The 12219-nt window shown below is 37.3% G+C and carries 9 protein-coding genes; 5 read left to right on the top strand and 4 right to left on the bottom strand.

All coding sequences use genetic code 11. From position 1 onward, the window contains the following. Complete coding sequence (locus REB14_RS04340; protein ID WP_002976190.1) at positions 1-252, bottom strand: type B 50S ribosomal protein L31; 252 nt, start codon at positions 250-252, stop codon at positions 1-3. 184 nt (positions 253-436) lie between these two features. On the opposite strand from REB14_RS04340, the gene REB14_RS04335 reads away from it, so the two are divergent. The 5 genes from REB14_RS04335 (at position 437) to REB14_RS04315 (ending at position 5453) form a co-directional block, all read left to right on the top strand. Next, entirely contained in the window at positions 437-1846 is a 1410-nt protein-coding gene (locus tag REB14_RS04335) for a hypothetical protein (RefSeq protein ID WP_079243393.1), read from the top strand. Further along, positions 1846-2172, top strand: a complete 327-nt coding sequence (locus REB14_RS04330; RefSeq protein WP_034692883.1) for a nucleotide pyrophosphohydrolase — start codon at positions 1846-1848, stop codon at positions 2170-2172. The genes REB14_RS04335 and REB14_RS04330 overlap by 1 nt, the downstream gene beginning before the upstream one ends. Before the next feature lie 71 nt (positions 2173-2243). After that, positions 2244-3467, top strand: coding sequence for a 3-phosphoshikimate 1-carboxyvinyltransferase (locus tag REB14_RS04325; RefSeq protein WP_309521604.1), 1224 nt, complete (start codon positions 2244-2246; stop codon positions 3465-3467). 77 nt (positions 3468-3544) lie between these two features. Next, positions 3545-4225 carry a hypothetical protein gene (locus REB14_RS04320; protein ID WP_309521603.1) on the top strand — a complete coding sequence of 227 codons (681 nt, stop codon included), beginning with the start codon at positions 3545-3547 and terminating at the stop codon, positions 4223-4225. Between the two features lie 229 nt (positions 4226-4454). Next, positions 4455-5453, top strand: a complete 999-nt coding sequence (locus REB14_RS04315; RefSeq protein ID WP_309521602.1) for a phosphatidylinositol-specific phospholipase C — start codon at positions 4455-4457, stop codon at positions 5451-5453. Positions 5454-5679: 226 nt separating this feature from the next. Here the strand turns inward: REB14_RS04315 and REB14_RS04310 are convergent, their stop codons facing one another. The 3 genes from REB14_RS04310 to REB14_RS04300 all read right to left on the bottom strand — a co-directional run bounded on the left by REB14_RS04310 (position 5680) and on the right by REB14_RS04300 (position 12052). Then, the gene (locus REB14_RS04310; protein WP_309521601.1) at positions 5680-7506 is read right to left on the bottom strand and encodes an alkaline phosphatase; all 1827 of its coding nucleotides are present in this window, start codon (positions 7504-7506) and stop codon (positions 5680-5682) included. Positions 7507-7627: 121 nt separating this feature from the next. Further along, positions 7628-9136 carry a RagB/SusD family nutrient uptake outer membrane protein gene (locus tag REB14_RS04305; RefSeq protein ID WP_309521600.1) on the bottom strand — a complete coding sequence of 503 codons (1509 nt, stop codon included), beginning with the start codon at positions 9134-9136 and terminating at the stop codon, positions 7628-7630. A gap of 27 nt (positions 9137-9163) precedes the next feature. Further along, positions 9164-12052 (bottom strand): SusC/RagA family TonB-linked outer membrane protein, encoded by a 2889-nt coding sequence (locus tag REB14_RS04300; protein ID WP_309521599.1) that lies wholly within the window; start codon positions 12050-12052, stop codon positions 9164-9166. Positions 12053-12219: the final 167 nt, after the last annotated feature.

Below are 12219 nucleotides of genomic sequence, written 5' to 3'. Positions count from 1 at the left end.
TTACTTAGCGAATTTTTTATACTTGTTCATGAACTTATCAACTCTACCTGCAGTGTCAACTAGTTTTACTTTACCAGTGTAGAAAGGGTGAGAAGTTGAAGAGATTTCCATTTTGATTAGAGGATACTCTTGTCCTTCATACTCGATAGTGTCTTTTGTTTCTGCAGTAGACTTGCAAAGAAACACCTCGTCGTTACTCATATCTTTGAAAACAACAAGTCTATAATTTTCTGGGTGGATTCCGTTTTTCATAATACTATTTTTAAAAAAATTAAGTTTGCTTTCGAAATAGTAATGGATATTTCTCTGCTAAATTTTAGGTTGCAAAAATACAACATTTTTTCTAAATTCCAAATACTGAATTCAATATTTTTTTATTGATAAGAAATTCAAAGTATTTTCGTTAAATTTGGAACTTACTTAAACTTTAATTTCAATGAAATTCAAATTATTACTGGCTTTTTCCTTCTGGATGTTACTTGTAGCAGTATCATGTAATAAAGATGACATAACGTTTGATAGTCCTTCACAGGAACTGCGTTTCTCAAGAGATACGGTATTTTGTGATACGGTATATCATCAGGTACGGTCAGAAACTTATGTTGTGAAAGTATATAATAATGAAGATAAGGATATCATGATTCCAAGAGTGAACCTTGAAAAAGGAGCTTCTTCATTATATAGGATCAATGTAGATGGAAAACCGGGATATGATTTTAAAAATGTTCCTTTAAGAAAGAAAGACAGCCTTTATATTTTTGTTGAAATTGCTCCGGAAGCTACAGGACCGGAAGCCATTGCAGAAGACAAGGTTCTTTTCACAAGTCCTGGCGGGCAACAACACGTAACTTTATTTTCTGTGGTTCAGGATGCTGAATTTTTTATTCAGACGCCTGGCAACCCGAATGTAATTACCAGTTCCACCACATGGAATAACAATAAAGCAAAGATCATCTACGGAAATCTTACGATCAATCCAAGTGTAACTCTTGATATCAACGCCGGAACTAAAGTTTATTTCCACAAAAACAGCGGAATGAAAGTCTCTTCCGGAGCGGTCTTAAATATCAACGGAACTCAGGCCAATCAGGTTATTCTTCGTGGTGACAGAAATGATCCTTATTATGATACAATTCCTAAAAACTGGAATTCTATTAAAATGGAAGCCAATTCTACCCTTAAGATGAACCATGCAAGACTTTTCGGAGGTACAAGAGGACTGGATATGAAGCAAACCAATGCTACCATTACCAATTCCTTCATCCACACTTTCTTTGAATATGGAATCTATGCTGTAGGTTCTACCGTGAATGCGAACAATCTTGTGATGAACAACTGTGGTTTATCCTGTGTAGGGATTTTCCTGGGCGGAAAACACAGCTATACTCATGCTACGATTGCGAACTATTCTAAAACAATGAGCTCTTTTGACAGAGCAGGAATTTTTGCCGCCAATGAATGGAAAAATGATTCAGGGCAGACCCAACAAGGAGCTTTGCAGCTGCTTGACATCAAAAACAGTATTGTATATTCCGACAGGGAGGATGCTGTTCATTTTGAACAAACTCCGGGACAGCAGTTTGAATTCTTACTTCAAAATTCATTAATCAAATATACGAGTGCCACCGGAGCAGGTTTCACTTTTGATAACAATCCGAATGTGATACAAACGGTGAAGAATGCGGAGCCTCAGTTTGTCAATTATTTTATGGCTAAAATGAATTTAAGGGTAAAACCCGGTTCACCAGCTCTTGGAAAAGGAAATACAGCAGTAGCAGCAACAGTACCTTTTGATATTGTGAATGTATCCAGAACGACCAACCCAACTTTAGGAGCTTATCAATAATGGAAATTACTCAGTTGCAACAGCAGGTAGATGAATGGATCAAAACCATTGGGGTAAGATACTTTAATGAACTTACCAATATGGCAATGCTGACAGAAGAAGTAGGCGAAGTAGCAAGAATTATTGCCAGAAGATATGGCGAACAAAGTGAAAAGGAAAGTGATAAGAATAAAGATCTTGGTGAAGAACTGGCAGATGTGCTTTTTGTAACATTATGTTTAGCCAATCAAACCGGAGTCAACCTACAGGACGCTTTCGACAGAAAAATGAAAATCAAAACAGACCGTGATAAAGACCGGCATCAGAACAACGAAAAATTGAAATAATAATAAATGATGGGTTATAAATAATACATCAATTTGTAACTCATTATTTTTTTAAGATAATGTAGATCATAATGAAGCTAGAAAAATCAAAATTATCAGGTGATAAAACAGTACAGATCAGCGGTTCGAAAAGTATTTCGAATCGTTTATTGATTCTGGAAAGCCTGTTTAACAATATAAAAATCGGGAATTTATCCAATTCTCAGGATACTCAGTTGCTGAAAAAAGCTTTATCTGAGAATACCGATGTGGTAGATATTCATCACGCGGGAACTGCAATGCGTTTTCTTACTTCTTATTATTCTATTCAGGAAGGAAAGACTACTATTCTTACAGGTTCGGGAAGAATGAAGGAAAGACCGATCAAAAATCTGGTAAGTGCTTTGAGAGATCTTGGAGTTGAAATTGAATACATGGAAAACGAAGGATTTCCTCCTTTAAAAATTACAGGAAGAAAGATTGCTCAGACTTCTGTGAATGTTCCTGCCAATATTTCCAGCCAGTTTATCACTTCTCTGCTTCTTATCGCAGGAAAACTTGAAAACGGATTGGTGATTAACCTTGTAGGTGATGTTACTTCAAGATCTTATATTGAAATGACGCTTGATATCCTGACCAGATTTGGAATCCAAAGCAGTTTTGAAGGTAATATCATCAAAGTAGAACCTTTTACTCCTGAGAATAACGCTGAGGTTGTACATTATGAAGTGGAAAGTGACTGGAGCTCGGCTTCCTACTTCTACTCTATCTGTGCATTGGGAAGAGAAACAATTCATCTGAAAAGTTTTTACAAAGAATCCACACAAGGAGATTCAGCCATTGCTAATATCTACGAAAAGTTTTTCGGAATCAAAACTACGTTTTCAGAAGATGAGCATAAACTAACGCTTGAACCTCAGCCTGATTTTTCTTTCCCCGAAAAAATTATTCTGGATATGAACGACTGCCCGGATATTGCACAAACGCTTTGTGTAACAGCCGCTGCTTTAAAAATTCCTTTTGACATTTCCGGATTGGGGACCTTAAGAGTAAAAGAAACCGACAGACTTCTTGCCTTATATAATGAGCTTAAAAAACTGGGGACAGAAACAGAAATCACAGATTTAACCATTCAATCCATCAGTTTTGGAGAATCTGAAGACAATATTTCAATCAAAACGTACCAGGATCACAGAATGGCCATGAGTTTTGCTCCGTTTTGTCTAATTAAAGAACTGAATATTGAAGACGAAGATGTAGTAGAAAAGTCTTATCCGATGTTCTGGAGAGATCTTGAAAGTATACTGACTCATTAATTTAACAATATAAAAGTGTGGTAATTTGAAAATGTTTTTTATTTCGGATTACCACATTTTAATTCTATCTCATAATAATGAAAACTTTCTTTTCCTTTTTGCTTGTTTTAGCCGTTTCGATTTTATCTGCTCAGAATCTGAAAAACTTTTCGGTTCCAAAAGGGTATACCCGGATTGCAGAAGCCAAAGGCGATCTTGATAAAGACGGAAAAGATGAAACAGTATTGGTATTTAACACCAACATAAAGGCATCAGACGACCAAAACCTCGAAAATACCGCAGATTACAAAAGGGTTTTCTATATTCTGAAAAATGAAAATGGCGGTCTGAAAGTATGGAAGGAAAATTCCAGCATTCTTTTTTCAAGCGGAACCGGATTCTATCCTTCAGACAATACGCTTCAGATCACCATAAAAAATAACAGTCTTCATATTGGACAAACCTTTTTTACCAATTCAAGACATACTCAGAAATACCAACATACTTTCAGATTTCAAAACGGAGATTTTTATCTGATCGGATCTCATGATCATTTTGAAGATACCTGTGATTTCAGCTTCACCCATGAAATCAATTTTTCAACAGGCAAAGTTATTATTGACAAAGAATATTCATCCTGTGATGATGATGCCAAAATCCCTGAAAACACTCACAAAGAGTTTACTTACAAACTTCAGAACCTCATCAAAATGAGTGATTTTAAAATCGGGGAACATCAATTTAAAATACCCGGATTGAAAGAGAACTTTATATTTTAGGATGGAAGCATGAAGCTGGATGCTTGAGGTTACTGCGGGACGGTTGATCTATCATAGCCGCTTTCATTGTAAATACATTCTCCTTAAATAGGAATACTTTTAACTCTTATCAATTTCTCTTCTTCCAGCTCCCTGACTTTATACCAACTTAATCATCTCTTAAAGTTAAATTAACTCCTAGTGCTTTGATATATTCTTATTTTTAAGCTACTTTAAAAATAAAAAAACTATGTTCAAACAAAGCATGAAACGTATGACAGCGATCACACTTGGGGTGGTTACTGCATCTGTCTTTTTTTCCTGTTCCAATGACAGCCTTCTCGAAAGAGATTCCAACGAAAATAATCTAGCTTCTTTAGCAAAAACAGCTAATAAAGCATCATTATTACCTATTTCCATGAATAGCTGGATGTCTGGTCTTCAGGATAACATTTCCATTTCAAAAATCTCAATTCCCGGAACTCATGATTCCGGAGCACGTGTAGATCCCCCGGTTCTATCAGGTACTGCAAAAACCCAAGACCTCAGCATTGCAGAACAACTGAATGCCGGAGTTCGTTTTCTGGATATACGTTGCAGACATATTGATAACGCTTTCGCTATTCATCACGGAGCGATTTACCAAAATCTGAATTTTGATGATGTGCTTAATGCCTGCTATGCATTTCTTAACAGCCATCCGTCAGAAACAATTATCATGTCTGTAAAGGAAGAATATGATCCTTCCAACAACACCAGAAGTTTTGAACAGACTTTTGATGCTTATGTACAGAAAAATCCTTCTAAGTGGGATCTTGGAGCAAACATTCCTACATTGGGTTCTGTTAGAGGAAAGATCAAGTTACTAAGAAGGTTCTCTTCAGGAACAACCAAAGGAATCAACGCTTCACCATGGGCAGATAATACTACTTTTGACATCAACAATTCCGGGGTACAGTTGAAAGTGCAGGATTATTATAAAGTAACTAATAATGACGATAAATGGAATGGGATTTCCAGTCTTCTTAATGAAGCTAAAAATAATACGAATGGTAAACTTTTCGTGAATTTTACCAGTGGATATAAACCTGGAATCTTCGGTATCCCAAGTATTCCTACGGTATCCAATAATATTAATCCAAGACTTAAAACATTCTTCCAAAACAATACTCAGGGATCATTCGGTATCATGCCGATTGACTTTGTGAATGCTGAGCTTTCTGAATTAATTGTTAAAACGAATTTCTAAATTATTATTTGTTAGATATACTCAAAGGCTGTCTCTCTTTTTGGGGCAGCCTTTTTGAATTTTTCTCTGCTTTTATTTCCCTCAGATTTCACAAATAACACAGATTATCCGCAAACATCTGCTTAATTTGTGAAATCTGAGGGATTTCTAAATTAAACACGCAAAAAAAGACTGCTTCGAAAACGAAGCAACCTCTCTTTGCAAAAGTAAAAGTATAAATTAAAAGCTATTTCTTAATTCCGTAAGCAGCAAGTATTTTGTTGAAAATCTCAGTGTTTTCAAACAATCCTGTGAATTCTTTTGAATTGGGGCCATAAGCAAAAACACTCGACGGAATAGAGGTATGATCATTCGTACTGAAGTTTCCAAATACCCAGCCATCCTCCAGACTTCCGTCCAATAGCGTTAAACCTCCTGTTTCATGATCTCCCACCACAATTACCAAAGTTTCTTTATTTTCATCAGCAAATTTCATTGCTTTCCCCACAACATAATCGAAGTCCAGTAATTCTGTAACCAATTGTTCTATATTATTGCTATGCCCTCCGCCATCAGTTTGTGAAGCTTCAACCATCATAAAGAATCCTTTTTTATTGTTCTTTAAATCATTTAAAGTAAGATCAAAAGTATCTGCCAGCCAGTTCCCTCTTCCATTGCTGATTCTTTGTGAAGCCAAAGGATCAATAATAAGGGTTCTGTTATTAATTTTAGTTACAGATTTCAGATCCTGATACAAATCGATTTTTGCTTCTTTGAATTTCTGCAGATTCTTCTGAGACAATCCGCTTGTAGGACCACCGATCAGGATTTTTGTCTTTGAAGTCGCAAAATCTTTCAAAATAGGCTCTGAACTGTTTCTGTTATCCGAGTGAGCATAGAAATCTGCAGGAGTAGCATCTGTAACATCTCCTGTGGAAATCAAACCGGACATCATTCCTTTTTCAGCAATAATGTCAGGAATCTGAGCTAATGCTTTTCCCATATCGTCAACTCCTACAAAAGTATTTTTAGTTTTTACACCGGTTGCAAAAGCTGTAGAACCCGGTGCTGAATCTGTAATGTAAGCGTTGGATGAATTGGTTTTGGAAAGCCCTGTAGATTTCATGTTGAAAACATTCAGTTTTCCTTTGTTCGCCGTAAAAGCAGCATAATATTGTGGTAAAGAAGTTCCGTCCGGAATCAGAAGGATGACATTCTTTACCTTTTTCTCCACACCGTCTGATTGATAAGTCGGAGTATAAGTAGCGTATTCCTTTGTATTCTTATAAAAATTTTTCGGAATGGTGTTCATGAATTTTTTAAGATCCGGAATATGATCAGTATTGATATAATCTACACCTAAATCCATCAGGTTTACCCAGGCATTCGGGAAATCCGGAGCACCATAAAAACGAACAGGTTTCTGCTGAGCATGTGCTTTGTCTACTGCAATTTTGATTTTTTGTGTTTCTTCATCCCTTGGAATTCCTTTTCCGTTCCATTTTACCAATCCCGGAAGATCTGCACTGAACATTCCGATTCTTTTCAGCTGATCTGCAGAATAGTTTTTATCAAGATCTCCATCGAAGTAAAGATAATTGGGATAGTTGTTAAAATCTGCCGGTTGAGGCCTTCCACCGGTAATGACAATTTTAATTCCCGGATTTTCTGTGATCTCAGGATATTTCTTTAAAGTACTCACCAAAGCCGCCAGTGTTGTTTTATAATCCTGCTTAATATCAATCAGCAACTGAAGCTTTTTATTGACATCAGAATAAATATATCCTTTATTCAACTTAATCTGTTTTGAAATCGGATCGAGATAAAGATTTTCCAGCGTTCGATCTGCGGAAAGTTCTTTTTCAGTATGGGCCACCCAAAGTTTGTCCTTTACCAGAAAAACATCAGCTTCGATAGATCCAAATTGAGCATAGTAAGCCTGCCAGAAAGGGATCTCCTGCATATAATCATTATGTGAATGTGCATTCCCTACATTATAATTTAAATAATTTTGTGCCTGATTTTCAGAAAAGGCAGCCAGAGCTAATACAGCTAATATTTTTGATAATTTCATTCGTATATCATTATTTTTTTAGGTCAGATGAAACAACCTATCTCCATACCTTTGAAAAAACTATATCACCACAGAAGGTTCTGTAATGATATAGTGACTTATATATAAAAAGATTAAAATTTTACCAGCCTTCATTTTGTTTAATGATCCCGTGACTGTTTACGATTTCAGACTGTGGAACTGCCCAAACATTATGTACAGCCGGATTAAAGTTTCTTGCTGCCCAGACTACCTGTCCATTGATACCGTGCAGAGGTTTCGCATACGCTGCCTGTGCATCTCCCCAACGTACAAGGTCTCTGTGTCTGTCCGCCCATTCACCCGCCAGTTCACAACGTCTTTCATGTTTCAGATCAGCCAGTGTACATCCGTTTTTTGCAGGTAAGCCTGCACGTACTCTGATCATATTGATTTCCTGGTCTGCAGATTTCCCTTGCATAAGTGAAGCTTCTGCCTTGATCAGAATAACCTCAGCATAACGCATAATCGGAACGGCAAGGTCTGTACACGGATAATCTCCGTTGGCACTCACGTGACCACTTTTCAGCTCATATTTGAAGGCATCCATATATTTATTGAACTGATATCCGGTAAGGGAATTGGTAGAAGCGTATGTTCTTTCTTTTCCGTTAAAGGTAAATTTGTCTCCTATTTTAAGAATGGTAGCACTTCTTCTAAGATCTCCGGTTTCATATTCATCAAACAATTCCTTAGTCGGTTGGAAGTATCCCCATCCGTTATATTCTCCCCATCCTTTGTTTTCAAGCATTACTCCCGGAAGAATACTTCCCCAGGCTGTAAACTTTGTAGTTCCAGGGATTGACCAGATATATTCTGAGCTGTAGTTATTTTCGGATTTAAAAACATCTGCGAAATTACCTAATAAGGCTCTGTTTCCTTTCGTCATTACTTCATTAGCCCAGAATTCTGCATTCTTCCAGTCTTTCATAAACAGATATACTTTTGCTAACAATGCCCAAGCTGCCGCTTTATGAGGTCTTCCATAATCCTTTGCAGGAAGTTCTGCCTGTGTAGGTAATAATTCGGCAGCTCTTTTCAGGTCATTCACAATGTAAGTATAGTTTTCCATGACGTTAGCCGCTCTTGGAATCGGGTTGGTATCCGGGTCTTTTGAACGATCTATGATAGGAACTCCTGCTTTTTCATTTCCGTAAGAATAGGCCAGTTCAAAATACATTCTGCTGCTCATGAACAGAGCTTCTCCAAGATATTTATTTTTGGTAGCCTGCGAAGTCTGAATATTATCAACATTACGGATCACACGGTTGGCCACTCCAATCACATTGTATCTTTTGTTCCATTGGGTTTCAAGATCTCCTGCTGCGATATAATTGCTGCTGAAGTTTTTTGCATTATCTGCCTCACTTTTTGCTCTTCCCGTTACCATATCATCACTGGCATTGATAAACCAGAACAGCCCTCTTCCATAAAATTCACCATCAAATAATGGTTTATACATCGCATTTGCTCCGGTAATAAGGTCGTTTTCCGTTTTCCAGAAACTGGCTTCCGTAGGGGTTCCTTCCGGCTGAACATCCAGTTCTCCTGTACATGACAGAAGCATTACTGATATTCCTGATACTAACAATATTTTATTGAAAAATTTCATTTCTTTTACTTTTTGTTGGTTAAAAAATTATAATCCGATCTCCACTCCAAAGATGAATGAGCGTGCCTGAGGATATCTTCCGGTATCAACTCCGTAAGAGTTCATCCCTACTTCAGGATCAAATCCTGTATATTTCGTTATGGTAAACAGGTTGTTGGAAGTCATATAAATTCTCACTTTGTTTACATCCAGTTTTCTGTACAATTCTTTCGGTAATGAATACCCGATGGTAAGGTTCTTCAGTCTTAAGTAAGATCCATCCTCCACATAGAAATCTGATACTTTGGAATAATTACCACTTGGATCACCATGTACCAGCCTTGGAATATCAGTATTCGTATTCTGAGGTGTCCATGCATTCAGGATATCTCTGTCCATATTGTAGTTCTGCCCTGTTCCACCCGGGTTCAAGGAAATAAACTTCATTCCGTTGAATATTTTATTTCCGTATCCCCCCTGGAAGAATAAGTTAAGATCAAAATTTTTCCAGGTCATGTTGTAAGAGAATCCGTAAGAAAACTTAGGGTATGGACTTCCAAGATTGACAAAGTCATTATTATTAAGTACTCCTGTATTTCCTTCTTTCTTCAGGAATTTGATATCTCCCGGTTTAGCATTGGGCTGGATAAGATTTCCGTTGGCATCTTTATAATTGTTGATTTCTTCCTGAGTCTGGAAAATTCCTCCCGTCTTATAACCATAGAAAGAATACAGAGGATCACCTACTTTCACACGGGTTGGTTTCAATACGCCTCTTACTCCATTATCATTGATAAAGATCTCATCCACATTGGCAAGCTGCTTCACCGTATTTTTTAGTTGACTCATTGTAGCTCCAACTGAGAAAGTAAAATCATCTGAAATCACCTTGTTATAATTGATTCCCAATTCGTATCCTTTATCCTGGAATAATCCCGCATTCACATACTGATTATTATACGTTGCTGTACTGGGTAAGCTTACATTAAAGATCTGATCTTTGGAATTTTTCACAAAGTAATCGAACTGTAAGGAAAGGCTGTTGTGAAGGAATGAAGCATCAACCCCGAAGTTGGTCTGTTCAGATTTCCCCCATTTCAGATCCGGATTCGGACGTGTGGTTGCATAATAAGCAATATTCTGAGAAGGATCCTGACCGAAAATAACATTATTATCTCTGGTCATCAATGGATTCACAGCCTGTGGCGAAATCCCTCCAAGATTCCCCAGAATACCATAACTCCCTCTCAGTTTCAGACTTGAAAGCCATGAAATATCCTGCATAAAGTTTTCTTTCGAAACCACCCAGGCACCGGAAACTGCATAATAATTGGCAAATCTGTTCTGTTTTGCTACGAGTGAAGAACCATCACGTCTTCCCAATAAACTTACGATATACTTTCCTGCATAATCATAGTTTACTCTCGCCAGATAAGAAACCAAAGATTGCTTGAATCTGTAACTCGAAACATCTTTATTGGTATCTGCAGCATTCTGAAGATGCTGGAAAACCTCAGCTTCACTTCTGAAGTCATACGATTTTGCCACAAAACCATCATCAATTGTTTTCTGGAACGTAAAACCTCCAAGGAAATCAAAATTATGTTTTCCTGCTGATATTTTATAAGTCAACAACTGTTCAGCAAGTGCTGTAGATGAATTATTGGATTGGTATTCTAAATTATTGGTATCAAAAATTTTCCCTACTTCCAGTACTCTGTACGTAAAGTTCTTTACATCTCCCAGTTTAAAAGTCTGTGAGAAATTGGAACGGAATTTTAAATCTTTTGCCAGTGTAATTTCAGCATAAGGGTTGATTAAAATCTCGTGGGTAGGGTTTCTGATGCTGATTCTTTTAAGATACGCCACCGGGTTGATCATATCTCCATATCCACCAGCCACATCAATGGGCAATCCTGAAAAAGCACCGCTGGAAGTATATACTGGAACATTGGGCGGATAGTACATGGCAGCAACCAAAGCTCCTGTATAGCCACTCTTAGTATCTGCTGTGTTTCCGTCAGAGTAATTATAGTACATATTTTCTCCGATCGTCAGCCAGTCTTTTACTTTATGTTCAGAATTGACTCTGAAATTGTATCGTTTTGCCTGTGTATTCAATAAAATCCCCTCAAGACTTCTGTGATTCATGCCCACAAAATATCTGGATTTTTCACTTCCTCCGCTTAGATTTACATTGTATTCCTGAATAGTTCCTGTTCTGAAAATTTCTTTCATCCAGTCTGTTCTGGTAATTCTTCCGTCCGGATATTGATTGGGATTAAAAGCCATGGGTAAACTTCCCAGCTTCCCGGCATTTTCATAGGCTTTGTACATCACGTCCTGGAATTCTGCTGCATTCAGGGATTCTTTCAGTCTCCATGCCTGGTTTACTCCGTATTTAACATCAAAATCTACCGTAAGATTTCCTTTTTTTCCTTTTTTAGTGGTAATAAGAATAACCCCTCCGGAAGATCTCGCTCCGTAAATAGCTGCAGAAGCATCTTTAAGCACAGAAATATCCTGAATATCGTTGGGATTAATAGAAGGTGTTCCATTGAAAACTACTCCATCTACTACATACAGAGGAGTTTCACCATTGATCCCTCCCAAACCACGAATATTTACCTTAGGTGCTCCGTTAGGATCTCCACCTTCGTTCACTACAGTTACTCCGGGAGCTTTCCCCTGAAGAACTTCTCCTACTCCGGACAAAGATCTGGAAGTTAGCTTATCCAGCGAAGCCTCCGAAACAGCACCGGAAACTTTACTTTTTTTCTGTGTTCCGTAGCCAACCACAACAATCTCGTCGATGGATTTTTCTTTTAAGCTGTCTTTTTTCTGAGCGAGGAACATCGGTGAAGCTGATATTGCACCAATAAGTAATACCCTTCCCGTTAAATACGTTACGGATACAGGGATTTTAAATACATTCATGATCTCCTTTTTGATTAGGTGCAAAATTAGAACAGCCTGCTCCCACCACTCATTAAGGTTTCCTTATGTTTTTATTAAGAAATTTTAGCTTTTTTAAGATACCCGCTACCACAAAAAGAAATTAAAAAACTGTATTTCAACAACATATGTAATTAAAAGTAATCATT

The sequence above is a fragment of the Chryseobacterium metallicongregator genome, assembly GCF_031324065.1.
Lineage (GTDB): Bacteria > Bacteroidota > Bacteroidia > Flavobacteriales > Weeksellaceae > Chryseobacterium > Chryseobacterium metallicongregator.
This window is presented reverse-complemented; position numbering and strand designations above follow the sequence as displayed.

Bases quoted from the DNA above. Each gene is read 5' to 3' on its own strand.
- REB14_RS04340 (WP_002976190.1), bottom strand. From the start codon at position 252: ATGAAAAACGGAATCCACCCAGAAAATTATAGACTTGTTGTTTTCAAA.
- REB14_RS04335 (WP_079243393.1), top strand. From the start codon at position 437: ATGAAATTCAAATTATTACTGGCTTTTTCCTTCTGGATGTTACTTGTA.
- REB14_RS04330 (WP_034692883.1), top strand. From the start codon at position 1,846: ATGGAAATTACTCAGTTGCAACAGCAGGTAGATGAATGGATCAAAACC.
- REB14_RS04325 (WP_309521604.1), top strand. From the start codon at position 2,244: ATGAAGCTAGAAAAATCAAAATTATCAGGTGATAAAACAGTACAGATC.
- REB14_RS04320 (WP_309521603.1), top strand. From the start codon at position 3,545: ATGAAAACTTTCTTTTCCTTTTTGCTTGTTTTAGCCGTTTCGATTTTA.
- REB14_RS04315 (WP_309521602.1), top strand. From the start codon at position 4,455: ATGTTCAAACAAAGCATGAAACGTATGACAGCGATCACACTTGGGGTG.
- REB14_RS04310 (WP_309521601.1), bottom strand. From the start codon at position 7,506: ATGAAATTATCAAAAATATTAGCTGTATTAGCTCTGGCTGCCTTTTCT.
- REB14_RS04305 (WP_309521600.1), bottom strand. From the start codon at position 9,136: ATGAAATTTTTCAATAAAATATTGTTAGTATCAGGAATATCAGTAATG.
- REB14_RS04300 (WP_309521599.1), bottom strand. From the start codon at position 12,052: ATGAATGTATTTAAAATCCCTGTATCCGTAACGTATTTAACGGGAAGG.